Consider the following 24,786-nt stretch of genomic DNA (forward strand, 5'->3'; position numbering starts at 1 on the left):
TTGCGACCGGTGTTCCGGGCCCCAGGATAGCCAGAGATGCAACGTTTCATCGTCGCCGACGACCATCCGCTGTTTCGTGAAGGCCTGGTGCGCATCCTGCGCCAGCTGCAGCCTCAGGCGCGGGTGGATCAGGCCGACAGCCTGCAACAGGTCCTGGAACTGGCGCGCCAGGGCGAGCCGCCAAGCGGGCTGCTGCTGGACCTGCTCTATCCTGGCCAGGACCTGAGCTTTTCGCTGCGCGCCCTGCGCCAGGAATTCAAGCGCAGCACCCTGATCGTGGTCTCGATGCTGGAAGACGCCACGGTGATCGAACATATCCTGGCGGCGGGCGTGGACGGCTTCATCGGCAAGGCGCTACCGCCGGCGGCCATGGCCGAGGCGATCGCCGACTGCCTTGCCGGACAACCTGTGGTGCGCTATGCCATGCCGAGCCTGGCCCCGGTCAACCTGACGCCTGATAACCGGGTGCAGGCGCTGACGCCGCGGCAACTGGAGGTGCTCGGCCTGATCACCCAGGGCCTGAGCAACAAGGAGATCGCCCGGATCCTGGTCATCTCGCCCTTTACCGTGCGCATCCATGTCTCCGCCCTGCTGCGCACCCTGGGCGTCAGCAGCCGCGCAGCGGCGGCCGCCTTCGGCGCCAAAGCCGGCCTCGGCGCCCAGCGCTCACTCAGCTAGCCGCGACGCGAAAAGCCAGTAGCAGGGCGCGCAATTCCGCCGGTCGCACCGGCTTGGCCAGCACCGGGATCTCGGCGTCGCCCAGCGCCTGCTGGACCTGGGGAATGTCATGGCCGGTCACCACGATGGCCGGGATGCGCCGACCCTGCAGCCGATTGAGATAGGCGATGCAATCGGCACCCGAGGCGCTGCGATCCAGATCGAAATCGGTGATCACCAAGTCGCAACTCACGGCGCCGGAGGGGATGCTGGTGGCAGTGGTGACCTCGCAGCCCCAGCTGCGCAACAGGGTCGCGGTGGCCAGCAGCACGTTGGCGTCGTCTTCGATGAGCAGGATCCGCCAGCCGGCGAGCAGGTGCTGGGGGCCGCTCACCGGCCGTGGGCGCGCCTCCAGCGGCAGGGTGGCCAGCGGCAGGTCCTGGAGCGCGACCGCGGTACCGCGGCCGGGGTACGAACGGATGGTCAGCCGCAACTCGAGCAGGGTGGCGATGCGTTGCACGATGGACAGCCCCAGGCCGACGCCCTCGATATCGCGATCGCGCGTCTCGCGCACCCGATAGAATTCCTCGAACAGGTGCGGCAGGTGCTCGGCGGCGATGCCCGGCCCCTGGTCGTAGACCACCAGGGCGAGCCGGCCCTGCTGGCGGCGCACCGCCAGCAGCAGGGGCTTGCCGGGCGCGTACTTGAGGGCGTTGGACAGCAGATTCTGCAGCGAGGTGAGCAGCAGCGCCGGGTCGCTGTAGACCTGCAGGCCACAGGCGCGCCAGCGGATATCCACCCCGGCCCAGCGCGCCGCCTCGGCGTTCTGCCGCACCAGATCGCCGAACAGGGTATCCAGATCGACCACCGTGCGCCGCGGACTGACCTGCTTCTGATCGAGGGTGTAGATGTCCAGCAGCGAACGGAACAGCTGCTCGACGCCGAGCAGCGAGCGGTCGATGTTGTCGACCAGCCGCTCCTGATCGGCGCTCAGCTGGCCATCGCGCAGGCAGGCGGTGAACAGGCCGATGGAATGGATCGGCTGGCGCAGGTCGTGGCTGGCCTGGGCCAGGAAGCGCGCCTTGGCCAGGTTGGCCGCCTGGGTCTCGTGCAGCGAATCCTGGATGCGGGTCAGCAGAAAATACACGTACCCGGGCACCAGCAGCGCGGTCACCAGCATCATCAGGGCCACCGTGGGATAGCGCTGCAGGAAGAGCATCCCGGCGATGATGGCGGTCAGGGCGGTCAGCGATAGCCCGGTGGCCAGCAGCAGGTAGCCGCGCCCATAGCGCAGGCCGTTGCCCACCGTGACCCAGAGCAGCACGCCGAACAGTGGCAGCAGGGCCTCGCCGCTGGTGATGGAGGAAAAGGTGATGGCGCTGAAGTCCAGGCTCATGGCCAGCAGGCGCCGCCAGGGCCTCACTCCCGGTCGCCGGCGGATCTCGAGGAACAGGCCGACGGCCGCCACGGCGAACAGGGCGTAGCACAGCAGGTTGGCCAGCAGGATGGACGTGTCGAACAGCCCCCAGGCCCAGGCGCCGATGATGTAGGCCGAGGCGGGCAGGATGAAGGCCAGGCGCACCTTGGCCTGACCGAGTTCGGGATCGCGGGGGCTGACGCCCAGGGTCTGGGTCGCGGCGCTCATGACGCCAGATAACCCCGTTGCCAGGCTCGCGGGATCAGGCGAAAGATCACCGCCAGGATGGCGGCCAGGGCCGCGCTGGCGTACCAGGCCGCCAGGCCCAGTCCCGCCTCCAGCGCAGCACCGAGCACCCCGCCGAGCAGCATGCCCAGCCAGGGCACCAGCTGGATGCGCCAGCCGCGGCGGCGTTCGCCCAGCAGCCAGTGACCCAGGCCGCGTCCGAAACGCGACAGGGCGCCGGTGACATAGGTGAGGCCGATGGGCAGGCCATAGACCTGCTCCACCACCGCATTGACCATGCCCATGGCGAACACCCCGGTCAGCAGCGCCAGGTGGCCCAGGGGCAGGCTGGCCGCCAGCGCCAGCAGCAGGGCCAGCAGGCCGAGCAGCAGGCAGGCGCGCTGGCGGGTCAGCCGCTGCAACAGCACACCGCCGGCATTGCCCAGCACGAAGGTGCCGATGGCCAGCGCCAGGTGCCCCGCGGCAGCCCAGCGGCCTGCCGCCACATCGGCAGCCATACGGGTGGTATTGCCGCTCATGAAGGAAACGAAGTCGCCGGTGGCGAGAAAGCCGATGGCATCGGTCATGCCGGCCAGCAGCGACAGACCGGCGACCAGCGCCAGGCCGACCGCGCCATGCCGTGGTGTTACCGGCAAAGCGGTCGATGGAAGTGAGGAAGCAGTAGGCATGGCAGCCATCCTGGCTGAGCGAAAAGAGACGGCCATCAGTGTGCGGCGTACGGCGGCCCGACGCCAAGGGCAGCGCCCCAGAAGGCGCCCTGGGCTAGACTGATGGACCCGCCTGGCCGGAGGCCTCGTGACCACGCCCCTGTTCGCCCTGGTATTGCTCGCCGCCCTGTTGCACGCCGGCTGGAACGCCCTGCTCAAGATCGGCCTCGATCGCTTTCTCACTGCCAGTCTGATCCAGATCGGCGCCGGCCTTGCCGCCCTGCTGGCGCTGCCCTTCGTCGCCTTGCCGCCCGCCGCGGCCTGGCCCTGGATCGCCCTCTCCGCCCTGCTGCACATCGGCTACAACGTCTTTCTCGCCCGCGCCTATCGCTATGGCGATCTCGGCCAGGTCTATCCCCTCTCTCGCGGCAGCGCGCCGTTGCTGGTCAGCCTGGTGGCCTTTCTCGCCCTCGGCGAAAGGCTTTCGCCACCCGCCCTGCTCGGCCTCGGCCTGCTGGTGACCGGGCTCGCCCTGATGGCGCTGCTCGGCGCTCGGCGCGGCACGCCACCCAGCCTGGCGCTGCTGGTCTGCGCCTTCACCACCGGCAGCTTCATCGCCGCCTACACCCTGGCCGATGCCCTCGGCGCCCGCGCCAGTGGCAATGCCGTGGCCTATGCCCTCTGGCTGTTCGCGGTCAACGGCGTGGTGGCGGCGCTGGTCCTGCGGCTGAGCCGCGGCGCCGCGGCCTTCGCCGGGCTCGGTCCGCACTGGCGCGCCGGGCTGGCGGGCGGGGTCATGTCGATGCTGGCCTACAGCCTGGTAATCGTCGCCACCACCCAGGCGCCCATCGGCCTGGTCTCGGCGCTGCGCGAGACCAGCGTGCTGTTCGCCCTGCTGATTGGGGTCTTCTGGCTGCATGAAAGCCTGCCGCTGGGCCGCATCTGCGCCGGCCTGGCCATCGTCGCCGGGGTGGTGGCGATCAAGCTGGCCTGAACGGAGCGCCGCGGGAGCGGCTAAGCTGAGCCTTCTTTCGACCAGGACGGACCCATGGGCAAATCGCTGCGACTCTCGGAAAAATGGTTCAACCGCGGCCTCTGGCTGCTGGCGCTGGTATTCGCCGGCTTTCTCATCGGCCTGGGCGGCACCCTGGTCGGCGATCTGCCCCAGGTGGAGCAGCAGCAGCGTCTGGAAGACTTCATGGACCCCGCCGCCACCGCCGCGGCCCGGGAAGACCAGCGCCAGGCCCAGCTGGCCAGTCGTCAGGCCAGCGACGCTCTGGAACAGGCGCAACTGCGGCAGACCGCGGCCGCGAGCAGCTACCAGGCCAATCGTGAAACCTTCGACAACTGGCTGGCGACCCGCCAGACCACCCAGCGCCCCGAGCAGGATGCCGAACTGATCGCCCGCAGCCGCGCCCTGGACGAACTCAAGGCCGGCGAGCGGGTGGCGGAGCAGGAGGTGGAACGCCAGCAGCAGGCGCTGCTGGATGCCGAGCAGCGCGCCGACGATGCGCAGCGCAGCCTGGCCACCCTCGGTGAGTCGGCGCAGTCGGCCTGGCTGGAGGCGCGCCAGCAGGCCGAGCTGCGGGTCTTCCTCTATCGCCTGGCGCTGACCCTGCCCCTGCTGGCGGTGGCAGCCTGGCTGTTCGTCCGCCAACGCAAGAGCACCTGGTGGCCCTTCGTCTGGGGCTTCATCTTCTTCGCGCTGTTCGCCTTCTTCGTCGAGCTGGTGCCCTATCTACCCAGCTATGGCGGCTATGTGCGCTATCTGGTTGGTATCCTGCTGACCGTACTGGGTGGACGCTACGCCATCCGTGCCCTGCAGGACTATCGCGCCCGTCTGGCGCTCAAGGAAGCCCAGCCGGACACCGTCAGACGCGAAGAGCTGCACTACGACACCGCCCTGGCGCGGCTGGCCAAGGGCGTCTGTCCGGGTTGCGAGCGACCGGTGGACCTCAAGGACCCGGGGATCGACTTCTGCCCCCATTGCGGCATCGGCCTGCACGACCACTGCGGCGCCTGCCAGACCCGCAAGAGTGCCTTCGCGCACTTCTGCCATGCCTGTGGGACGGCAGCGCGTGGGCCCGAGCGTCTGGCGGGCGCGCCCTGATGGCGGGCCTCAGGGCTTGTTCGAACTGGCGTTGACGCCTTTCTCGGTGTGCTCGCCGGCGTGCTTGTGCAGCTGGCCGGTGGGGTCCTGCAGCTGGATGACCCTGCCCTGCTGCCAGGCATCGGCGCCGGGGACGACCGTGGGCGTGGGCAGATCGGCGCGGGCGGCCTTGGTCTCGGTGGAGGAGACACCCAGGCGGCGGTCACGCTCGGCGAGCAGCTTGGGATCGAGCTGGCCATCGGCGGTGAAGCCCATCATCAGCTGGGGCACGCCCAGCGGCAGCTGCAGGTCCTGATCGGTATGCCAGGTGTGCCAGGTCTTGCCGTAGGTATGCACCAGCTTGTCCATCAGCCGGTGCTCGGCCACCTGGGGCACGCCGGGCGCGACCAGCTGACCCGATTTCACCTCGTGCACATGGCTGTGCCAGAGCGCCTGCTCGGCCGCGGGCAGGGTCTTGAACAGCCGTTCGCTGATGATGTACTCGACGCCCATCAGCTTGGCATCGGCGACATTGCCGTCGTAGATCACGCACTGGAACATCTCTTCGCCCAGGACGCTGCAATAGTGGTGAGCTTCCATCTGGCTAGCGGGGTGGCCGTTGTAGAAATGGAAGCCGTCCAGATAGGTGTTGAGGGCGGCGATGGGCGGCTTGCGCTGCAGCACGTCGGCGCCGGCTTCGAGCACCCGGGTATCGGTCTGAGCGGGGGCTCCCGGCACCGGGACCGGCGACCGGGTGTCGTTGGCGGCCTGGGTCAGCAGGGCGCAGGCGAGCAGCATCAAGGCAGGGAGTTGGCGGGCATTCATGGCGGATTCTCGACGGGAGCTTGCCGAGTTCGAAGGCCGGGCAGACGCCAAGGTTCCACCGCTGCGCTAGGCTCGTCATATGAATGTCATGCAACGGCCATAAATTCGTCATCGTCCGCGCCTGGCCTTTCGGTATAAGCGAAACGCCACAGCCACACCTTTGCACCTCTGGCCTCTTCTCTCTGTCGGGACGACTCAATGAACGCACACAGCTCTCCCTCTGGTCATGCCCTGCGCCGCGTGGTCTTCAACAAGAAGGGCGGTGTCGGCAAGTCCAGCATCGCCTGCAACCTGGCGGCCATCAGCGCCCACGAGGGCTATCGCACCCTGCTGGTGGACCTCGATCCCCAGGCCAACTCCAGCCAGTACCTCACCGGTCAGGTGGGCGACGACCTGCCCCACGGCATCGCCGACTTCTTCAAGCAGACCCTGAGTGGCGGCAAGAAGGCCCAGGCCAACATCCACGCCACCGCCTGGCCGAATCTGGACCTGATCGCCGCCTCCGGCGAGCTAAGCGAGCTGCAGTTCAAGCTCGAAGCCAAGTACAAGATCCAGAAGCTCGCCAAGTACCTCGACAAGCTCGGCGAAGACTATGACCGCATCTACCTGGATACCCCGCCGGCGCTGAACTTCTACAGCATCTCGGCGCTGATCGCCGCCGACCGCTGCCTGATCCCCTTCGACTGCGATGTCTTCGCCCAGCAGGCGCTGTACGACCTGATCGAGGAGCTGGAGGAGATCCGCGAGGACTACAACGAGAAGCTCACGGTCGAGGGCATCATCATCAACCAGTACCACGCCCAGGCCAGCACCCCGCGCCAGCTGATCGAGGAACTCCAGGCGCGCGACCTGCCGGTGCTGGCGGCGCCGCTGATGTCTTCGGTGAAGATGCGCGAATCCCACCAGCAGCATCGTCCGCTGATCCATCTCGACCCAGGCCACAAGCTGACCCGGCAGTATCTGGAGCTGTTCGCCCTGCTGGAAGGCTGAGGGCGCCACAGCGCAAGAACGTTCAAGACGGCGGCGACGCGGTGCGGCACCCTGGGCATCCCCTGCCTTCCGGAGCCCTGCCGATGACCGCTTCCCGCCGCCGCGCCTTTCTCCAGGGCGCCTGGCAGATCATGCCGCTGTCGCTGGCCTGCGCGCCCTGGGGCATCCTGGTCGGCGCCCTGGCCATCGAGACCGGACTCAGCGTGCTGGAAGGCCAGGCCTTTTCCCTGCTGGTGTTCGCCGGGGCGGCGCAACTGGTGGCCCTGGGCATGCTCAAGGCCGGCGCGGGTCTCGCCGCCATCCTGCTGACCACCCTGCTGCTGACCTCCCAGCACCTGCTCTATGGCCTGCACCTGAGACGTGTCCTGGCGCCTCAGCCGCTACCCTGGCGGCTGGGTTTCGGCTTTCTGCTCACCGACGAATTCTTCGCCCTGAACCATGCCGAGCAACCGGCCGGCTTCGACCGCTGGCGTGCCCTGGGCATGGGCCTGAGTTTCTATCTGCTGTGGAATCTCTTTACCCTGGCCGGGCTGCTGCTGGGGCGGGTGCTGCCCAATCTGGGCGCCCTGGGCCTGGACTTCTCCATCGCCGCCACCTTCATTGCCCTGGTGGTGCCCCTGGTACGCGACCTGGCCACCGTGGCCTGCGTGCTCATCGCGCTGCTGGTGTCGGTATGGCTGCATCACCTGCAATGGCAGGGCGCCCTGGTGCTGGGCGGCCTGGCGGGAATGAGTGTGGGCTTCGGGGTGCGCCGCCTGCGGGAGCGCCTGCCATGATCCTTGCCACCGTGCTCGGCATGGCCGTCCTGGTCTTCTGCAATCGCTATCTCTTTCTCGAACCGCGCCTGCCGCTGCGCCTGGGACGCAATCTGCGCACCTTCCTGGAATTCGCCGTGCCCGGGATGCTCACCGCCATCTGCGGCCCCATCCTGTTCTCCGGCGAAACCTCGCTGGCCGCCACCCTGGTCGATCCCTACCCGCTGGCGGCCCTGACCGCCGTGGGGCTGATGCTCTGGACGCGGCGGGTGCTGACCACGGTGATCCTCAGCATGGGCGTGTTCTACCTGCTACGCTGGCTCCTCTAGCGCCAGGGTGGACCCGATCGGTGCCACGAGAGAGCCATGAACGGACAACAGGAAAATGCCCGCCTCTGGTCGGCCCGCGGGCTGGGCGGCGTCGAGCTGCTGCACGCCCGCTATCGCCGCCAGCGCTTCGCGCCCCATGTGCACGAAGGCTATGTGTTCACCGTGATCGAGCGCGGCGCCCAGCGCTTTCGCCACCGCGGTGCCGAGCACCTCGCCGCGGCCGGCAGCATGGTGCTGATCAATCCGGACGAGTTGCACACCGGCGCGACGGCGGTCGAGGAAGGCTGGCAGTACCGCGGCTTCTATCCGACGCTGGCGCAGCTGACGCCGGTCTTCGCCGAACTGGGACGCCCGCTGGACGCTACTCCGGCCTTCGCCACCAGCGTGCTGCATGATCCCCAGGTAGGTGCGGCCTTCAGCCAGCTGCATCGGTTGGCCGACCATGGCGCCGAGGCGCTGGAGCAGCAGACCGCCTGGCGTGAGGCGCTGCTGTTGCTGTTCGGCCGCCACGCCTGCCTGGGAGCCATCCCGCAGCCGGGCCGCGAACCCCCGGCGGTGCAGCGCGCCCGCGAACTGCTCGGCCAGCGGTTGCAGCAACCGCCCAGCCTCGAAGAACTGGCCCAGGCCGTGGGGCTGTCGCCCTTTCATTTCCTGCGGGTGTTCCGCCGGGCGACGGGCCTGCCGCCCCACGCCTGGCTCAAGCAGCAGCGCCTGACCCGTGCCCAGGGCCTGCTGCGGGCCGGCTGGGCCCCGCTGGAAGTGGCCCTGCAACTGGGCTTCGCCGACCAGAGCCATCTCACGCGCCAGCTCAAGCAGGCCTACGGGGTGGCACCGGGTGCCTATCGCCGCGCCTGGCACGGCTAGCCGGACACCGACGAACGGTCCCAGCCGCCGAAGCGGCGTGCCAGAGCCCTGCAAGCGGTAACGAGGCCTGGCTGACCGGAGCGCCGGAGAAACTTTTCGCGGTCGCCCCGGGCCTAGTCAGGAAGAGCGCCGGAGCTGCCGGCCGCTCTCCCCTGCCCCTTTGGAGTTACCGGTATGACACTGGAAGAACGCATCCGCCAGCGCGCCTATGAAATCTGGGAGCGCGAAGGTCGTCCCCATGGCCAGGATTTCGAGCACTGGTTTCAGGCCAACCGGGAACTGGAAGACCAGCCCGACGACAACCTGAACCAGGTCGGCGGCCTCCAGAGCAGCGTCGCCCCGCCGGCCCCCAAGCCGTGCAGCCGGTCGCGCAAGAAGGCGACCGCGGGCGACGCCTGAAGCCAGGCGCTCTTACTTGCGGATCATGTCGGCCGCCCGCTGGGTGGCCTCCGAGGTGCGCGTGGCCAGCTTGCGTACCTCGTCCGCCACCACGGCGAAGCCACGGCCGGCTTCACCGGCGCGGGCGGCCTCGATGGCGGCATTGAGCGCCAGCAGGTTGGTCTGGGCGGCGATGCCCTGGATGGAGCCGACGATCTCAGTCACCTTCTGCAGGTTCTCTTCCATGGTGCGGTGCTGGTCTTCCTGGTTGCCGCGTAGGGATTCCTGCTCGTGCAGGGCATGGACATCGGCCAATGCCCCCACAACCCGCAGCGGGGTGCCATCGGCGGTGCGCCGGGTCTGGCCACGGGCGCGGAACCAGCGCACCTCGTTGTTCTTCAGCACCAGGCGATAGGTGATATCGAAGCCGGTGCGGCCGCTGCGGTCATTGATGTGGGCACCGAAGGCCTCCAGTACCCGCTCGCGGTCTTCCGGGTAGAGGCGCGAGGCCCAGCTGTCCAGCACATCGGGAAATTCCTGGACGGTCTCGTAACCGAGTAGGTGGCGAAATTGCGGCGACCACCAGAAGGGATTCCTGGGATTGAGCGGATCGCCGGCGATCACCTCCATGTCCCAGAGGCCGTCGTTGAGCATCTCCCGCGCCAACTCGAAACGGGTCAGTGTGACGTCCAGTTCCTGATCGCGCAGGCGCTGGTCATGGATGTCGCGCAGGGAGCCAGCCACCCGCAGCGGTACGCCGCGCTCGTCGCGCAGGGTGGCGCCGGTGGCGCGCATCCAGCGGTATTCGCCGGACTTCAGGGCGATGCGGTACTGGACGTCGAAGGGGGTCTGACCGCTGCGATCCTTCATGTGGGCGGCAAAGGCGTCCAGCACCCAGGCGCTGTCCTCCGGATGCAGGCGCTTGGCCCAGCTGCCGAGTTCGCTGGGAAAATCGCGTTCATCGCGAAAGCCGAGCATGGCGCGGAACTGATCCGACCACCAGAAGGCGTTGCGCGGATTGACCGGATCGCCGGCCACCACCTCCATGTCCCAGAGGCCTTCGCTGGAACCCTGGCTGACCAGCTCGAAGCGGGTCCCCAGGCGCTTGGCCAGCGTCTCGCTTTCGGCCATGCGCGCTGTCAGGGTGGCATTGTCCTGACTCAGCGTCTGCACCTGCTGCTGCAATTCCCGCTGCTGTATCAGCAGCGCCTGCAGCCCCTTGGCCAGGCGTGCCAGGGCAGGATCGCCCTGGAAGCTGCCGCTCTCGGCCAGAGGGGTGGCGGTCTCCGTCGCCGCGGCCAGGACATCCAGCGCGCGCATGATCGAGTAGTGCTTGAGCAAGGCCATGATCGAATCCTCAGAGGGAGCAGCCGCGGCAAGGGCTGCGCGCGATCCGAGTCCCTGTATCGGCCTCGCCGCTTCGCTCTTTAGCCCAGCCCAGAGCCTTTTTTCACGACCGCCGCGCTGCCGTTCGGCTAGCGCCAGTCGTCCAGCAGCCAGACCTCGGGATGATCGTAATGGGCTTCGCCCCGGTGCAGGGTGATGCCCAGGATCTCGCTGCGAAACCCTTCCGCCAGCAGCCAGCGGTAGGCCCCCAGGCGGGCGGTGTTGACGCCGGCCAGCAGGCGCTGCTGGCCATGGTCCCGGGCCAGGACATCGCAGGCGGCGATCAGCCGGGCGAAGCGCGCCTCCGCCCCCGTACCGGGCAGGACCGCCGCGCACTTCACATAGCAGACCCCGGTGCCCGCCTCGCTGTGGGGCCCGAAATGGCAGACGGCGAAGCCCTCCGCCCGGCCCTGCGCGTCCTGCAGCAGCAGACTCTCGCCGAGCTGCTGTTCACGTACCGCGGCCATCTCGGCGGAGACATCCAGCCCTGGCGCATTGGCCCGGCCCAGTTCGGCGCAGGCGGCCAGCAGCCGGTCGGGCTCGGCCGCCAGGGAAAGGCGCAGCGCCGGCGTCGCCGGCTGCGCCTGCAGCGGCCGCCCCATCACCGCGGTCAGGGTCTGCGGCCAGAAGCCGAAGCCCTGGTAGAGCCCCAGGTGCCGCGGACTGTCGGGAAAGGTGAAGAGTCCGGCATGCACCAGCTGCCAGGCGTCGAGCTGCTCGACCGCGGCGCCCATCAGCGCCTTGGCCACCTTGGCGTCCCAGTAGTCCGGGTGCACCGCCAGCGGCCCGAGGATGCCGTGACGCCCCCAGCGGGTGACGCAGACGGCGCCGACCAGGCGCTCGCCGTCGAGGGCCTTGAACCAGGCGGTGTGGGGCGCGGCGAAGCGACTGCGCACATAGTCGCGGTCATTCCAGAATTCGCCCGGTTCGGCGGCGCCCATCCAGGTGGCGAACGCCAGGCGCACCACCTCGGTGGTGGCCGGCAGGTCGGCGGCGGTGAGGGGTTCGACACTGAAGGTGGGGCTGGACATGGGGCGGCTCCTGGGCTGTAGGCCTTGGACCCGCCCGGCCGGGGCTTTGCGCCCGGCCGGCAATCGCCGGTTACAGCAGCAGCACCGCCGCCCAGCCGAACAGCAGCATCGGCAGGCTGAAATGCAGGAAGGACGGCACCACGGTGTCCCAGATATGGCTGTGCTGGCCGTCCACGTTGAGCCCCGAGGTGGGGCCCAGGGTGGAATCCGAGGCTGGCGAACCCGAGTCGCCCAGGGCGCCGGCGGTGCCGATCAGGCAGACGATGGCCAGCGGCGAAAAGCCCAGGTGCAGGCACAGCGGCCCCAGGATGGCGGCGAGGATGGGCACGCTGGAAAAGGACGAGCCGATGCCCAGGGTCACCAGCATGCCCAGCAACAGGAGCAGCAGCGCGCCCAGGGCGCGGTTGTCACCGATCAGGCCGGCGGCGGTGGCGGCCAGGTCCTTGATCTGGCCGGTGGCGGTCAGCACCTCGGCGAAGCCGCCGGCGGTGAGCATGATGAAGCCGATCACCGCCATCATCTTCGCGCCTTCGCTGAACAGGTCGTCCGCCTCGCGCCAGCGCACCACGCCGGTGGCGGTGAAGACCACGAAGCCGACCAGGGCACCGAGGATCATGGAGTCCAGCCAGAGCTGCACGCCAAAGGCGGCGATCACGGCGACCAGCGCCACCAGCAGGGTGCGGCCGTTGTAGGGGCGGTCGGCCCGCTCGGTGCGCGCCACCAGGTTGAGGTCGTAGCGGCGCGGCCGGCGATAACTGACAGAGACCGCCAGCAGCAGGCCGACCACCATGCCCAGGGCCGGCAGCAGCATGGCGCGACTGGGGTCCACGCCGCTGACGTCGACGCCAGCGCGGGCCACGCTGGCCAGCAGGATGTCGTGCAGATAGAGGCTGCCGAAGCCCACCGGCAGGAACATGTAGGGGGCGATCAAGCCGAAGGTCATGACGCAGGACAGCCGCCGGCGATCCAGCTCCAGGCGCGTCAGCACATAGAGCAGCGGCGGCACCAGCAGCGGGATGAAGGCGATGTGGATGGGCAGGATGTTCTGCGAGGCGATGGACACCGCCAGCAGCAGGCCGAGCAGCGCCCAGCGCAGCGAGCGGCCGCCCTGGCTGGCCTGCCGCTCCATCAGCGCCAGGGCGCGATCGGCCAGCATGTGCGCCAGCCCCGACTGGCTGATGGCCACGGCGAAGGCGCCCAGCAGCGCATAGGAGAGCGCCACCTTGGCGCCATTGCCCAGGCCGGCGTTGAAGGCCAGCAGGGTGCCTTCCAGGCCCAGGCCGCCGACCAGGCCACCGGCCACCGCCCCGGCGATCATCGCCACCACCACATGCACCCGGGCCAGACTCAGCATCAGCATGAGTCCTACCGCCACCACCACCGCATTCATCGCCGACTCCGCACCACCAAAAGGGCGCGCACTCTGCCGCAGCCCGGCGCGGGCGTCAAAGGCGCGGGATGGATGGCGCGGCGTCCCGCGTGTCCACAGCAGCCGGGCCGGGCTGCGCCTGGAATCCTCCCGGTGGGGACTGCCGGTCGCGGCCGAGGGACAGCCGGCAGGCGTTCCGCCGCCGAGCGATCCCGCGCGCAGGACAGCTTCATACCCACGCCAGCGCTCTGGAATGAACCTTTCAGCGCCCGGGGGCGTCTGACGCGGACGCTTCTCCGGTCACGCCAAGGATGAACGGCCCATGCAAGACGCCATCGACATGTTGATCACCGCCTTCAGTCCGCACTCCTGCCTGGCCGTCCCGCGGCGCGCCGATCGCACCCTGCTGTTCACCGTCACCGACACGGCCCGCGCGGTCACGGTCACCAAGGCGATTCCCCTGTGCAGCCTGGAATGCACGGCCACCCTGGCCACGGTGATCAAGGATCTGCAGCGCGATCTCGACCGGGCGCTCGGCACCCTCAGCCCGGCAAGCCTCGCCGACCTGCGCCAGCGGGGTCCGCGGGTGCAGCGGTTCGAGAGCTGAGAGGAGTTGGCCAGGGGGATTGAGCGTTGGCTGAGTCGCCCTCACCCCGGCCCTCTCCCAGAGGGAGAGGGGGTCACTCGGAGTAAGGTGGGGGCTCTGGCCAGGGGTGGATGACGGCGCAATCTCATCCACCCCTGGCCATGCCGCTCAGCGCCGGCTGGTGCGGGTGCTGACGTCGACCCAGACCGCCAGGACCAGGATGCTGCCCTTGACGATCATCTGCCAGTAGCTGTCCACGTCGAGCATGGACATGCCGTTGTCCAGGCTGGCGATCACCAGGGCGCCGAGCAGGGCGCCGTAGACGGTGCCCGAGCCGCCGCGCATGGAGGTGCCACCGATGAAGCAGGCGGCGATGGCGTCCAGTTCGCCCATGGTGCCGGCCGAGGGCGAGCCGGCGGCCAGGCGGGCGGTGTTGACCAGACCGGCCAGGGCGCACATCACGCCCATCAGGCCGAAGATGCCGAGCTTGATCGCCTGGACGTTGATACCCGACAGCCGCGTGGCTTCCAGGTTGCTGCCCACCGCATAGATGCGCCGGCCGAATACCGTCTGGCTGGTGATGTAGCTGAACACCCCGAGCAGCACCAGCAGGATCAGCACCGGCACCGGGATGCCATCGTAGCGGTTGAGGGTCTGGATGAAGGCCACCAGCACCACGCCGATCACCACCACCCGCAGCACGTCGCGCCACAGCGGCGCCAGGGCGAGGCCGAGGGTCTTGCGCTTGCTGCGCTGGCGCCAGGTCAGCACCACGGCCACCGCGAACAGCAGCACGCCCAGGACGCTGCCCACCACCGGCGGCAGATAGCCCTGGCCGAGGTAGACCAGCTCCGGCGACACCGGGGCCACGGTGACGCCGCCGGTGAGACCGAGCAGCACCCCGCGAAAGGCCAGCATGCCGCCGAGGCCGACGATGAACGACGGTATCCCCCGATAGGCACTGAGGTAGCCGTTGATCAGGCCGATCAGCAGACCGCCGGCGGCCACCGCCAGCAGGGTGATCGGCAGGGGCACGTGGTAGGTGACGTCGAGGATCGCCGCCACCCCGCCGAGCAGGCCGAGTTGCGAGCCCACCGAGAGGTCGATCTCGCCGGCGATGATCACCAGCACCATGCCGCAGGCGAGAATGCCGGTGATGGACATCTGCCGCAGCAGGTTGGAGAGGTTGCGCGGGGTAACGAAGCCGCCTTCGGTCTGCCAGCTGAAGAACAGCCAGATCAGGGCCACGGCGATCAGCAGGGCGAGCATCTTGTAACGGGTGAACAGCTGTTTCACGGCGTGCATCAGAAGTGCTCCCGGGCTTGGGCGACCGCCCGTTCGGTGGTGCCCAGGGCCGCGGCCAGTACCCGCTCCTGGGTCAGATTCTCATTGGGGAAATCGCCGCGCAGCCGGCCTTCGCCGAGCACCAGTACCCGGTCGGAGACGCCGAGCACCTCGGCCAGCTCCGAGGAGACCATGACGATGGCCACGCCCTCCGCCGCGAGCAGGCCGATCAGCCGGTAGATCTCGAACTTGGCGCCGACGTCGACGCCGCGGGTGGGCTCGTCGAGGATCAGCACCTTGGGTCGCGCCAGCAGCATCTTGGCGAGCACCGCCTTCTGCTGGTTGCCGCCGGAGAGGCCGGTGATGGGCAGGAAGGGGCTGCTGGTCTTGAGTTGCAGCCGGGCAATCTCGGTGTCGATGCAGGACAGTTCCGCCTCGCTGTCGATGCGACTCAGGTGGGCGAATCTGTCCAGCACCGTGAGGGTGATGTTCGAGCCCACGCCCAGGTCGGGGATGATGCCCTGGCGCTTGCGATCCTCCGGTACCAGGCAGAGGCCGGCGCGGATGGATTTCAGCGGGGTGCGGGTGTCGATGCGCTGGCCATTGAGCCAGACCTCGCCCTCGTAGCGGCCGTCGTAGGCACCGAAGATGGCCGAGACCAGTTCGGTGCGCCCGGCGCCCACTAGCCCGGCGATGCCGAGGATCTCGCCGGCGCGCACGGCGAAGGAGACGTCGTCGACGCGCTTGCGCTGGGGATTGTCGACGTCCAGGCAGGTGAAGCGGCGCGCCTCGAAGATCACCTCGCCGATCTGGTGGGGGATCTGCGGATAGAGATTGGTCATGGCGCGGCCGACCATCTGGGTGATGATGCGGTCGATGTCCATCTCGGCCATGGGGGTGGTGGCGATGTGCTTGCCGTCGCGGATCACCGTGATGGTGTCGCAGATGGCCGCCACCTCGTCGAGCTTGTGCGAGATGTAGACGCAGGCCACGCCCTGGGCCTTGAGGTCGCGGATGATGTCCAGCAGCACGGCGATCTCGGAGGTGGTGAGCGCCGAGGTCGGTTCGTCGAGGATCAGTAGCCGGGCGTTCTTGTTCAGCGCCTTGGCGATCTCCACCAGTTGCTGCAGACCGCCGCCGTACTGGGACACCGGCAGGGCCACGTTCATGTCCGGCACCTTGAGCCGGCGCATCAGCTCGGCCGAGCGCTGCAGCATGGTCGGGTAGTCCAGCCGCCCGCCGAAGCGGCGCGGTTCGTGGCCCATGAAGATGTTCTCGGCCACGGACAGATCGGGTACCAGGGTCAGTTCCTGGTGGATGATGACGATGCCGGCCGCCTCGGATTCGGCGATGGACTGGGCTTCCAGCGGACGCCCGTCCCAGCGGATCTCGCCTTCCCAGGTGCCGTGGGGATAGACCGCCGACAGGACCTTCATCAGGGTGGACTTGCCGGCGCCGTTCTCGCCGCACAGCCCTACGCATTCGCCCGGACGCACCTTGAGATCGATGCCGTCCAGCGCCCGCACCCCGCCAAAGCTCTTGGCGATGCCGTGCATTTCCAGCAGATAGTCGGCCATGGCCGCTCCTTGCCCAGGGGCCGCCCGACGCCAGGCGTCAGACGGCCAGCCGGTGGCCAGTGGTTATTTGCCGTCGATCTGGGCCTGGGTGTAGAAGCCGTCCTTGACCAGCAGGTCGACGTTGGCCTTGGTCAGCTCGGTGGGGGTGAGCAGCAGGGTGTCGACCTTCTTGGTGCCGTTGTCGTAGCTGGAGTTGAAGGCCGGCTTCTCGTTGCGCACCAGTTGCACCGACAGCTTGGCCGCCTCGGAGGCGATCAGCTTGAGCGGCTTGTAGACGGTCATGGTCTGGGTCCCGGCGATCACCCGCTTGATGGCGGCGAGGTCGGCGTCCTGACCGGACACGGCGACCTTGCCGGCCAGCTTCTGCGCGGCCAGGGCCTGGATGGCGCCGCCGGCGGTGGCGTCGTTGGAGGCGACGATGCCGTCGATCTTGTTGTCGTTGGCGGTCAGGGCGTTCTCGACGATGGCCAGGGCCTCGGTCGGGTTCCACTCCTTGACCCACTGCTGGCCGACGATCTTGACGTCGCCCTTGTCGATGGCCGGCTGCAGGACCTTCATCTGGCCCTGGCGAAGGATCTTGGCGTTGTTGTCGGTGGGCGCGCCGCCGAGCAGGAAGAAGTTGCCCTTGGGCTGGGCCTTGAGCACGCCACCGGCCTGCATCTCGCCGACCTTCTCGTTATCGAAGGAGATATAGGCGTCGATGTCGGCGTTGAGGATCAGCCGGTCGTAGGAGATCACCTTGACCCCGGCCTTCTTGGCCTCGGCCACCACGTTGTTCAGCACCGTGGCGTTGAACGGCACGATGACGATGGCATCCACGCCGCGGGAGATCAGGTTCTCGATCTGCGACAGCTGGCGCTGCTCGTTGGCGTCGGCGGATTGCACATAGACCTTGGCGCCAAGTTGCTCGGCGGCGGCGACGAAGTAGTCGCGGTCACGGGCCCAGCGCTCCAGGCGCAGGTCGTCGATGGAGAAACCGATCTTGGGATGCTGGGCGTCGGCCTGGGCGAAACCGGTGGTGCACAGGGCGAGCAGACCGGCGAGCAGGGTCGTCTTGAAAGTCATGGTGGCGTCCTTGGTTATTGTTGTTGTGGAGCGAGAGAACGGATTTGAGTGTAACGATTCAGCGCACTTGCACAAGCGGGTCGGGCGGGCTTTTCTGCCGACCCGCTCGCGATCGCTAGCGGTACAGGTAACGGTTGACCACGCCTTCGAGCAGCTCCTGGCGACCGCTCACCGGCTGGGGCGCCAGACCCTGGCTGAAGGTGTGTTCGGCCAGTTGTTCCAGGCTCAGCTGGCCACCGAGGATGCGCTGACCCAGGGTCTGATCCCAGCCGGCATAACGCTCGGCCTTGAACTTGCCCAGGGGATCGTCCTGCAAGAGCGCCGCGGCGCGTTCCAGCGACAGCGCCAGGGCGTCCATGGCCGCCACGTGGCCATGGAACAGGTCGACGTCGTCCAGGCTCTGGCGCCGCACCTTGGCGTCGAAGTTGAAGCCGCCGCGGGTAAAGCCGCCGCCCTTGAGGATCTCGTAGATCGCCAGGGTCATCTCCTCGACGCTGTTGGGGAACTGGTCGGTGTCCCAGCCGTTCTGCGGATCGCCGCGGTTGGCGTCGATGCTGCCGAACACGGCGAGGGCCACGGCGCTGGCGATCTCGTGCTGGAAGCTGTGCCCGGCGAGGGTCGCGTGGTTGGCCTCGATGTTGACCTTGATCTCCTTCTCCAGCCCAAACTGCTGCAGGAAGCCGAAGACGGTGGCCACGTCATAGTCGTACTGGTGCTTGGTGGGCTCCTGGGGCTTGGGCTCGATCAGCAGATCGCCCTGGAAGCCGATGCGGTGCTTGTGCTCCACCACCATGCGCATGAAGCGGCCGAGTTGCTCGCGCTCGCGCTTAAGGTCGGTGTTGAGCAGGGTCTCGTAGCCTTCGCGGCCGCCCCACAGCACATAATTCTCGCCGCCCAGGCGGTGGGTGGCGTTCATCGCCGTGCAGACCTGGGTGGCGGCGCAGGCGAAGACTTCCGGATCGGGGTTGCTGGCGGCGCCGGCGGCATAGCGCGGGTGGCTGAAGCAGTTGGCGGTGCCCCACAGCAGCTTGAGGCCGGACTCGCTCTGGTGGCGTTCCAGATCGTCCACCAGGCGGGCGAAGTTCTCGCGGTACTCGGTGAAATTGGCGCCTTCGGGGGCGACGTCGGTGTCGTGGAAGCAGTAGTAGTCCACGCCCAGCTTGCTGAAGAACTCGAAGGCGGCGGTGGCCTTGGCGCGGGCCTGCTCCAGGGGCGAACCCGCTGCCTGCCAGGGCCGCTGGAAGGTGCCCTGACCGAAGACATCGCTACCCGGCCAGACGAAGGTGTGCCAGTAGCAGACCGCCATGCGCAGGTGCTCGCGCATGGGCTTGCCCATGACCAGTCGGTCGGCTTCGTAGTGGCGGAAGGCAAGCGGAGAATCGCTGTCGGGCCCGGCGTAGCGGACCTTCTCGACATTGGGGAAATAAGCCATGGCGTTGTCCTTGTTCTTATCTGTCGCACCCGATACGGCGTACCGGTTTGCGTCGATGGTAGCGCCGCCACCCGGGCTGCCTATTGTGAAAATCACCAGAGCCAGGTGCGATTTTGCCGCTTGAGAGGTGGGCTCGCCGGTCGTAGTCTGGAGCCCCGCCCGCGCCTCCTGCCGGAACCCCGCCATGCCCAGCCAGCCGCCCGTCCACCGCGTCGCCCTGCTGTTCAACGGCAGCAAGATCTACGACAGAGGCATCCTCACCGGCATCGGCAACTACCTGAGCGGCACCCGGGCGCGCTGGGATCTGTTCCTCGAAGAGGACTTCCTCTGTCGGCTCAAGGGCATCGAGCGCTGGCAGGGCGACGGCATCATCGCCGACTTCGACGACCCGGCGGTGAGCGCCGCCCTGACCCACAGCGCGCTGCCGGTGGTGGCCGTCGGCGGCTCCTACGCGGCCCCGACCGACTACCCGCCCGGCATTCCCTACGTGGCCACCGACAACGCCGCCCTGGTGCGCCTGGCCTATGACCACCTGATCGAATCCGGGCTGACCCGCTTCGCCTGCTTCAGCCTGCCCGCCGCCGACACCAATCGCTGGGCCGGCGAGCGCGAGGCGGCCTTTGCCGCCCTGCTTCGCCGCGACGGCCTGCCGGTGGAGATCTATCGCGGCCTAGAGACCAGCGCGCCGCTGTGGGATACGGCGGTGGAACAGCTGATCGCCTGGCTGGAAGCCCTGCCCAAACCGGTGGGCATCCTCGCCGTCACCGACGCCCGGGCGCGGCAACTCCTGCAGGCCTGCTTCACGGCCGGCATCCCGGTGCCGGAACAGGTGGCGCTGGTGGGCATCGACAACGATCCACTGGCGCGCACCCTGACCCGCGTCCCCCTGACCTCGGTGATCCAGGGGACCGAGGCCATCGGCCGGGAGGCGGCGCGACTGCTGCACCAGCGCCTGCACGGCGTCGAACTGGGGGCGCCTCGGGTGCTGATCCCGCCGGAGGGCATCAACGTCCAGGCCTCCAGTCGCCACCAGCCGGTGCGGCATCCCCAGGTGATGCGCGCCCTGCACTTCATCCGCCAGTACGCCTGCCAGGGCATCAAGACCGAGCAGGTGGCCAGCTATGTCGGCATCTCCCGCTCGGCCCTGGAGACGTCCTTTCGCCGCGAACTGGGGCGCAGCGTCCACGACGAGATTCTCGGCTTCAAGCTGGCCGCCGCGGCCGTGGCGCTGCAGGAAGAGGCCCCGAGCCTGGCCGAGGTCGCCCGACGTTGCGGTTTCACCTCGGCGCAGTACCTGCACGCGGTGTTTCGCCGGGAGTTCGGCTGCACGCCACGGCAGTACCAGTCAGATCCCAAACCCCTGGTGAGCGCCCATGAAAAAGCCCGTCCGGAGACGGGCTTTCAGGTAGCGGCCGCGGCTTATTTGCCGACGGTCTGACCCAGGAACCAGGCGCGTTCTTCGGCCTGGTCGATCCACTCTTCCAGCAGGCTGGTGGTGGAGACGTCATTGGCGTCGTCGGTCAGGGTGTGGGTGGTACGCATGTAGGCGGCCAGCGACTGGTTGTCGTCGTGCAGCTCGGTCAGCATCTGGTCCGCCGACAGATCGGTGGCATCGCTGCTGGCCAGGCGCTTGAGTTGCACCATCTGCTCCAGGGAGCGCACGGTGGGCTGGCCGATCTTACGGGCACGCTCGGCGATCAGGTCGGTGATGCCGTACAGCTGGGCAGCCTGCTCGTCCAGCAGCAGGTGGTAGTCGCGGAAATGCGAACCCTTCATGTGCCAGTGGTAGTTCTTAGTCTTGATGTACAGCGCGAAGACATCGGACAGCAGCACGGCCAGGGCTTCGCCTACGGCCTGCTGGTTCTGCAGGGTGGCGTCTTCGCCCTGGTGGGCCTTCTGCTTGACGCTGGAAACGGTCTTGAGTTCTTGCTTGGCATTGGCAACGGCCATGAGAGATCTCCTGTCAGGACGTGAAGAGAAAAAGGGGTTCGCCTGGTTGTCGCGAACATCAACGTCTGCAGAAATCGACCGCACCGGACGAAAAATCGTTCATCGAATTTGCCTATCGCCACCCTGGGCATGACGAATGGTTGCCCCTGTTGCGACTGCGTTTCATTGCCCGCCCCAGAGGCCTTCTCCTGCCGCGGCCGTTGCGCTTGTAGCTACCCCTGTAGGTAAAACCGTTTGTCTGCTTTGCCGCCAAACCGACGCCGCGTGAGAACTGCTGCTCATTGCGCCCGGTCACCTAAAAGGCAAGGCACACGAACGGTCGCCGAGAACTCTCTGCCGGCCACGACAAGGTTCTGCACACAGGTACCCGCGTATGACGACGCCCCTCAATCCCGCTCAGGGACAATCCTCGCAGACCAAGGACGGCAACTCGGCAGAGACCCATCTGCACGACCTCAAGGAGGTCGCCAAGGACACGGTGCAAGACGCCAAGCAAGAAGGCGCTGCCCACTTCGAACACTATCGGGACACCGCTGCCGACCAGCTCGGTGCCCTTGCGCAAAGCGCCCAGGCGGCCGCAGACGAACTGGAAGACAAGGACACCCTGGGCCTGGCGCACTATGTCAGCGACATGGCGCAGAGCCTGACCGGCCTGGCCGAGGATCTGCGTGGCAAAAGCGCCGAGCAGTTGCTGCACCAGGCCGGCACCCTGGCGCGCGACAATCCGGCCCTGTTCCTGACCGGCAGCATCGCCATCGGCTTCGGCCTGTCGCGTTTTCTCAAGGCCTCCACCCAGCCGGACACCGGCAGCCATTCCCGCGTCAGCGGCCCCGACGAGATGCCCTCGCTGACCACGCCCGCGGTCGCGGCGGAAAACGAACTGGTGGAGCCGGCGGCCGGAGCCGACGTCATCCACACCAACAACATTCCCAAGGGTCCCGACCTCCATGCGCCGACCACCACCGGCAGTGGCGATCCCCTCGGCGGTGCGGCGATCAACCCGGCGCGTACCGACAGCAGCCTGAACACCGGCATCTCGTCCAGCCATCTGGACCGTCCCACCCTGAGCGGAGACAAGCAGCCATGATCAATGAGAATCCCACTCCGCGTCCCGCCGAGGGCGATACCTCGGTCGTCGGCCTGGTCAAGCAGCTGGTCCACGAGGTACCGGCGCTGTTCACCAAGGAACTGGCGCTGGCCAAGGCCGAGCTGGGCGAGTCGCTGCGCACCACCAAGGCCGGTGTGGCCGGAGTCGCGGCCGGCGCCATCGTGCTGCTGGCCGGCTTCATCGTGCTGCTCATGGGCATCGTCTATTTCCTCTCCCAGTACCTTACCCCCTGGGCCGCCGCCCTGCTGGTGGGCGCCGTGGTCATGGTGATCGGCTTCATCATGCTGCAGTCGGGCAAGAAGCAGTTCGAGCCGTCCCATTTCACCCCTGATCGCACCGTCAACAGCCTGCAGAAGGACAAGGACGCCGTACGGAGGGCCGCACAATGAGCATCACCGATCAGATCGATCAAGAATCCAGAAAGAATCCCGACGAGCTCGAACGCGAGATCGACCAAAAGCGCGAGCGCATCGAAAACCTGGTAGGGGCCCTGGAAAGCCAATTGTCACCCGGCCAGCTGTTCGACCAGGCGCTGTCCTACACCAAGGGCCATGGCGGTGAATTCGCCCACAACCTGAGCAACACCCTCAAGGCCAATCCGGTTCCGGCGGTGCTGACCTCCGTAGGCCTGCTGTGGCTGGCGCTGGGGCAGAATCGCACACCGGCGCCGGCCACCACGGGCACCCCGCTCAAGGACAAGCTGTCCGGTGCGCTGGACTCGGTCGCCAATAGCGCGGGCCATACCCGCGATTCCCTGAATCGTGGCAGTCACGACGTGCGCGACAAGGTGACTGGCCTGGGCGAGAGCGTATCGGCCAAGGCCTCCGAGACAGGGGAGCGGCTGAGCGATAGCGCGGCTCACGCCAAGGACGCCCTGGCCGACCAGGCGCAACAGCTCAAGGGTACCTTCGAGACCCTGCTACGCGAACAGCCACTGGTGGTCGGTGCGCTGGGCATCGCCCTTGGCGCCCTGCTGGGGGCCTCGCTGCCGCGTACCGAGACCGAGGATCGCGCGCTGGGCAAGCACAGCGACAAGCTCACCACCAAGGCCAAGCAGGCGGCCAGCAGTGGCTACGAGCAGTTCAAGGCGGCGGGACAGGACGTGGCGAAGGAGGCGCACCAGGCCAGTCCCGAGAGGCGCCAGCAAGGCGGTGCAGGGGTTTCGTCCAGCAACCTGGGTAACGATCCCGATGCCGGGGTCGAGTCGATGGCCGGCTCACCCGCCGCAGGCACTGGCAGTACCCTGGGGTCCACCCAGGCGACCGCGGGCATGAATGTCGGCCGTACCGCGGCCACAGGCAGCACCCCTGGAGCGGTAGGTGACGAGAGCGGCATGGCCACCCCACCACGCAGCTTCTGACTGGCAAGACTGCCGGGGTCATCCGATGACCCCGGCCATAGACAGCAAAGGCGCCCGGGTCTGCACCCGGGCGCCTTTGCTTTTTGTGCCCCTGTCAGTAACCCGGATCGGGATTTTCCTTGGGTTGCTCGGGGCGCTTGTCGTTCTGCGGGCGCTGTTCTTCACCGCCCTGATTGAGTTCCTTGTGGGTCTCGCCGACCTTGCCGGCGTTTTCCGGCTTGTGGTCGAGATCGTCGCGCTTGGCCATGATGCTCACCTCTTGTGGCTGAGTACATTAGGCAACGGGGTGGGGCCAGGGTGCCCTGCCCGCACCGATCACCGCAGGGGCGGCGCCATGAATTCCGGCCCCACCGGATCCTTGACGTGCTCGGCGAGGATGGCGTCGATGGCGGTCAGGTCCTCGGCGGACAGCTGCCAACCGAAGGCTTCGTCGAGGCCCTGCAGTTGCTCAGGCTTGCGCGCGCCCCAGAGGGCGATGGTCGGCCCCTGGTCGAGGATCCAGCGCACCGCCAGGGCCAGCATGGACTTGCCATGGCGCTCGCGGGCAAAGGCGGTCAGGGCCTCCACCGCGGCCAGATACTGGGCGAAGCGCGGCGCCTGGAACTTGGGATCGCCCTGGCGCAGGTCGTCGCCGTCGAAGCGCGTCTGGGCATTCATGCGCCCGGACAGCAGGCCGCGGCACAGCGCGCCATAGGCTAGCACCACCAGGCCATGGCGCTGGGCGTAGGGCAGCACGTCGGCCTCGATGGCGCGTTCGAAGAGGTTGTAGGGCGGCTGCACCGTGGAGGGGTTGGCGAACTGGCGGAAGGCCTCCAGTTGCTCGGGCGAATAATTGCTCACACCGATGGCGAGGATCTTGCCCGCCTGCCGCAGGCGCTCCAGTTCGCGCGCGGTTTCCTCGTGGGGCACCTGGGGATCGGGCCAGTGCACCTGATAGAGGTCGATGCGATCGGTACGCAGACGCCGCAGGGAGTCTTCCACCTCCTGGCGAATGCGGGCCGCGCTGGCATTGCGGCGCACCTCTTCGTTGGGCCACTCCAGGGCCACCTTGGTGGCGATCACCGCCTGGTCGCGAATGCCTTCCAGGGCCTTGCCGACGATTTCCTCGGAACGGCCAAAGCCGTACACCGGCGCCGTGTCGATCAGGTTGATGCCGCCCTGCACGGCGCCACGGATAGTCTCGATGGAGCGGGCTTCGTCGGTACCGCCCCACATCCAGCCACCGATGGCCCAGGTGCCAAGGGCGATGCGGGAAACGGGGGTATCGATACCCAGGATGCGTAGGGTTTCAGTCATGGAAAGCTCCAGGCGGGAACGCCAAGTCGGAAGGATCAGCCTTGTGAGGCTAATTCAAAAGGCGTTGAATAGGGCTCAACGAACGCTTGACCCTTAGAGCCTGTTCAAAGGCTCGCGAGCTAGAGACAAACAAGGCGAAAATGCC

General features: G+C 67.8%; 26 protein-coding genes. 13 read left to right on the forward strand and 13 right to left on the reverse strand.

The window, feature by feature from the left end; genetic code table 11:
- The first annotated feature begins 36 nt into the window (after nucleotides 1-36).
- On the forward strand, nucleotides 37-678 hold the full coding sequence (locus GSQ95_RS18240; protein WP_158890618.1) for a response regulator transcription factor: 642 nt from the start codon (nucleotides 37-39) through the stop codon (nucleotides 676-678).
- Here GSQ95_RS18240 and GSQ95_RS18245 read toward each other — a convergent pair.
- Nucleotides 671-2,302, reverse strand: a complete 1,632-nt coding sequence (locus GSQ95_RS18245) for a hybrid sensor histidine kinase/response regulator (protein ID WP_158890616.1) — start codon at nucleotides 2,300-2,302, stop codon at nucleotides 671-673. The genes GSQ95_RS18240 and GSQ95_RS18245 overlap by 8 nt on opposite strands.
- Nucleotides 2,299-2,988, reverse strand: coding sequence for a YoaK family protein (locus GSQ95_RS18250; protein WP_158890614.1), 690 nt, complete (start codon nucleotides 2,986-2,988; stop codon nucleotides 2,299-2,301). Before GSQ95_RS18250 ends, GSQ95_RS18245 begins: the two co-directional genes overlap by 4 nt.
- A 127-nt stretch (nucleotides 2,989-3,115) precedes the next feature.
- Between GSQ95_RS18250 and GSQ95_RS18255 the strand changes: the two genes are divergently transcribed.
- Together GSQ95_RS18255 and GSQ95_RS18260 are read left to right on the forward strand one after the other, a co-directional pair.
- Nucleotides 3,116-3,961, forward strand: a complete 846-nt coding sequence (locus GSQ95_RS18255; RefSeq protein ID WP_158890612.1) for an EamA family transporter — start codon at nucleotides 3,116-3,118, stop codon at nucleotides 3,959-3,961.
- Nucleotides 3,962-4,015: 54 nt separating this feature from the next.
- Entirely contained in the window at nucleotides 4,016-5,077 is a 1,062-nt protein-coding gene (locus tag GSQ95_RS18260; RefSeq protein ID WP_158890610.1) for a serine endopeptidase, read from the forward strand.
- Nucleotides 5,078-5,086: 9 nt separating this feature from the next.
- On the opposite strand, the gene GSQ95_RS18265 is transcribed toward GSQ95_RS18260, so the two are convergent.
- Nucleotides 5,087-5,881, reverse strand: a complete 795-nt coding sequence (locus GSQ95_RS18265) for an OBAP family protein (RefSeq protein WP_158890608.1) — start codon at nucleotides 5,879-5,881, stop codon at nucleotides 5,087-5,089.
- Between the two features lie 231 nt (nucleotides 5,882-6,112).
- Here GSQ95_RS18265 and GSQ95_RS18270 point away from each other — a divergent pair, with 231 nt between their 5' ends.
- The 5 genes from GSQ95_RS18270 to GSQ95_RS18290 all read left to right on the forward strand — a co-directional run bounded on the left by GSQ95_RS18270 (nucleotide 6,113) and on the right by GSQ95_RS18290 (nucleotide 9,218).
- On the forward strand, nucleotides 6,113-6,871 hold the full coding sequence (locus GSQ95_RS18270) for a ParA family protein (RefSeq protein WP_133862059.1): 759 nt from the start codon (nucleotides 6,113-6,115) through the stop codon (nucleotides 6,869-6,871).
- A gap of 83 nt (nucleotides 6,872-6,954) precedes the next feature.
- On the forward strand, nucleotides 6,955-7,647 hold the full coding sequence (locus GSQ95_RS18275; RefSeq protein ID WP_158890606.1) for an AzlC family ABC transporter permease: 693 nt from the start codon (nucleotides 6,955-6,957) through the stop codon (nucleotides 7,645-7,647).
- Complete coding sequence (locus GSQ95_RS18280; protein ID WP_158890604.1) at nucleotides 7,644-7,955, forward strand: AzlD domain-containing protein; 312 nt, start codon at nucleotides 7,644-7,646, stop codon at nucleotides 7,953-7,955. Before GSQ95_RS18275 ends, GSQ95_RS18280 begins: the two co-directional genes overlap by 4 nt.
- Before the next feature lie 36 nt (nucleotides 7,956-7,991).
- On the forward strand, nucleotides 7,992-8,819 hold the full coding sequence (locus GSQ95_RS18285; RefSeq protein ID WP_158890602.1) for an AraC family transcriptional regulator: 828 nt from the start codon (nucleotides 7,992-7,994) through the stop codon (nucleotides 8,817-8,819).
- 174 nt (nucleotides 8,820-8,993) lie between these two features.
- Nucleotides 8,994-9,218 (forward strand): DUF2934 domain-containing protein, encoded by a 225-nt coding sequence (locus GSQ95_RS18290; RefSeq protein WP_158890600.1) that lies wholly within the window; start codon nucleotides 8,994-8,996, stop codon nucleotides 9,216-9,218.
- A 12-nt stretch (nucleotides 9,219-9,230) separates the two neighbouring features.
- On the opposite strand, the gene GSQ95_RS26895 is transcribed toward GSQ95_RS18290, so the two are convergent.
- The 3 genes from GSQ95_RS26895 to GSQ95_RS18305 all read right to left on the reverse strand — a co-directional run bounded on the left by GSQ95_RS26895 (nucleotide 9,231) and on the right by GSQ95_RS18305 (nucleotide 13,004).
- Nucleotides 9,231-10,544: a PAS domain-containing protein gene (locus tag GSQ95_RS26895; RefSeq protein WP_158890598.1), complete on the reverse strand. Its 1,314-nt coding sequence runs from the start codon at nucleotides 10,542-10,544 to the stop codon at nucleotides 9,231-9,233.
- Between the two features lie 128 nt (nucleotides 10,545-10,672).
- Nucleotides 10,673-11,614, reverse strand: coding sequence for a GNAT family N-acetyltransferase (locus GSQ95_RS18300; protein WP_158890596.1), 942 nt, complete (start codon nucleotides 11,612-11,614; stop codon nucleotides 10,673-10,675).
- A 70-nt stretch (nucleotides 11,615-11,684) separates the two neighbouring features.
- On the reverse strand, nucleotides 11,685-13,004 hold the full coding sequence (locus tag GSQ95_RS18305; protein ID WP_158890594.1) for a Na+/H+ antiporter family protein: 1,320 nt from the start codon (nucleotides 13,002-13,004) through the stop codon (nucleotides 11,685-11,687).
- Nucleotides 13,005-13,305: 301 nt separating this feature from the next.
- On the opposite strand from GSQ95_RS18305, the gene GSQ95_RS18310 reads away from it, so the two are divergent.
- On the forward strand, nucleotides 13,306-13,590 hold the full coding sequence (locus GSQ95_RS18310; RefSeq protein ID WP_133862013.1) for a hypothetical protein: 285 nt from the start codon (nucleotides 13,306-13,308) through the stop codon (nucleotides 13,588-13,590).
- Between the two features lie 147 nt (nucleotides 13,591-13,737).
- On the opposite strand, the gene GSQ95_RS18315 is transcribed toward GSQ95_RS18310, so the two are convergent.
- From GSQ95_RS18315 to xylA, 4 genes are all read right to left on the reverse strand, one after another.
- Nucleotides 13,738-14,874 (reverse strand): sugar ABC transporter permease, encoded by a 1,137-nt coding sequence (locus tag GSQ95_RS18315; RefSeq protein ID WP_059313241.1) that lies wholly within the window; start codon nucleotides 14,872-14,874, stop codon nucleotides 13,738-13,740.
- Nucleotides 14,874-16,430: a D-xylose ABC transporter ATP-binding protein gene (gene xylG / locus GSQ95_RS18320; protein WP_158890592.1), complete on the reverse strand. Its 1,557-nt coding sequence runs from the start codon at nucleotides 16,428-16,430 to the stop codon at nucleotides 14,874-14,876. Before xylG ends, GSQ95_RS18315 begins: the two co-directional genes overlap by 1 nt.
- 63 nt (nucleotides 16,431-16,493) lie before the next feature.
- Nucleotides 16,494-17,495: a D-xylose ABC transporter substrate-binding protein gene (gene xylF / locus GSQ95_RS18325; protein WP_058790933.1), complete on the reverse strand. Its 1,002-nt coding sequence runs from the start codon at nucleotides 17,493-17,495 to the stop codon at nucleotides 16,494-16,496.
- A 115-nt stretch (nucleotides 17,496-17,610) separates the two neighbouring features.
- The gene (gene xylA, locus GSQ95_RS18330) at nucleotides 17,611-18,927 is read right to left on the reverse strand and encodes a xylose isomerase (protein WP_158890590.1); all 1,317 of its coding nucleotides are present in this window, start codon (nucleotides 18,925-18,927) and stop codon (nucleotides 17,611-17,613) included.
- A gap of 184 nt (nucleotides 18,928-19,111) precedes the next feature.
- Between xylA and GSQ95_RS18335 the strand changes: the two genes are divergently transcribed.
- Nucleotides 19,112-20,365, forward strand: a complete 1,254-nt coding sequence (locus GSQ95_RS18335; RefSeq protein WP_158890588.1) for a DNA-binding transcriptional regulator — start codon at nucleotides 19,112-19,114, stop codon at nucleotides 20,363-20,365.
- Here the strand turns inward: GSQ95_RS18335 and GSQ95_RS18340 are convergent.
- A complete protein-coding gene (locus GSQ95_RS18340) occupies nucleotides 20,347-20,877 on the reverse strand; it encodes a Dps family protein (protein ID WP_158890586.1) in 531 nt (176 codons plus the stop codon). The genes GSQ95_RS18335 and GSQ95_RS18340 overlap by 19 nt on opposite strands.
- A 373-nt stretch (nucleotides 20,878-21,250) precedes the next feature.
- Between GSQ95_RS18340 and GSQ95_RS18345 the strand changes: the two genes are divergently transcribed.
- Genes GSQ95_RS18345 through GSQ95_RS18355 form a run of 3 tightly spaced genes read left to right on the forward strand, consistent with a single transcriptional unit; the run spans nucleotide 21,251 to nucleotide 23,345 of the window.
- Nucleotides 21,251-21,964 carry a hypothetical protein gene (locus GSQ95_RS18345; protein ID WP_256664643.1) on the forward strand — a complete coding sequence of 238 codons (714 nt, stop codon included), beginning with the start codon at nucleotides 21,251-21,253 and terminating at the stop codon, nucleotides 21,962-21,964.
- Complete coding sequence (locus GSQ95_RS18350) at nucleotides 21,961-22,374, forward strand: phage holin family protein (protein WP_158890583.1); 414 nt, start codon at nucleotides 21,961-21,963, stop codon at nucleotides 22,372-22,374. The genes GSQ95_RS18345 and GSQ95_RS18350 overlap by 4 nt, the downstream gene beginning before the upstream one ends.
- Nucleotides 22,371-23,345: a DUF3618 domain-containing protein gene (locus GSQ95_RS18355; RefSeq protein WP_158890581.1), complete on the forward strand. Its 975-nt coding sequence runs from the start codon at nucleotides 22,371-22,373 to the stop codon at nucleotides 23,343-23,345. Before GSQ95_RS18350 ends, GSQ95_RS18355 begins: the two co-directional genes overlap by 4 nt.
- A 94-nt stretch (nucleotides 23,346-23,439) precedes the next feature.
- Here GSQ95_RS18355 and GSQ95_RS26170 read toward each other — a convergent pair whose 3' ends face one another.
- The gene (locus GSQ95_RS26170; protein ID WP_017639863.1) at nucleotides 23,440-23,592 is read right to left on the reverse strand and encodes a hypothetical protein; all 153 of its coding nucleotides are present in this window, start codon (nucleotides 23,590-23,592) and stop codon (nucleotides 23,440-23,442) included.
- Nucleotides 23,593-23,660: 68 nt separating this feature from the next.
- The gene (locus GSQ95_RS18360) at nucleotides 23,661-24,641 is read right to left on the reverse strand and encodes an aldo/keto reductase (protein ID WP_158890579.1); all 981 of its coding nucleotides are present in this window, start codon (nucleotides 24,639-24,641) and stop codon (nucleotides 23,661-23,663) included.
- Between the last annotated feature and the right edge of the window lie 145 nt (nucleotides 24,642-24,786).

The sequence above is a fragment of the Pseudomonas sp. BAV 4579 genome (assembly GCF_009765395.1).
Taxonomy (GTDB): Bacteria; Pseudomonadota; Gammaproteobacteria; order Pseudomonadales; family Pseudomonadaceae; genus Chryseomonas; species Chryseomonas aestiva.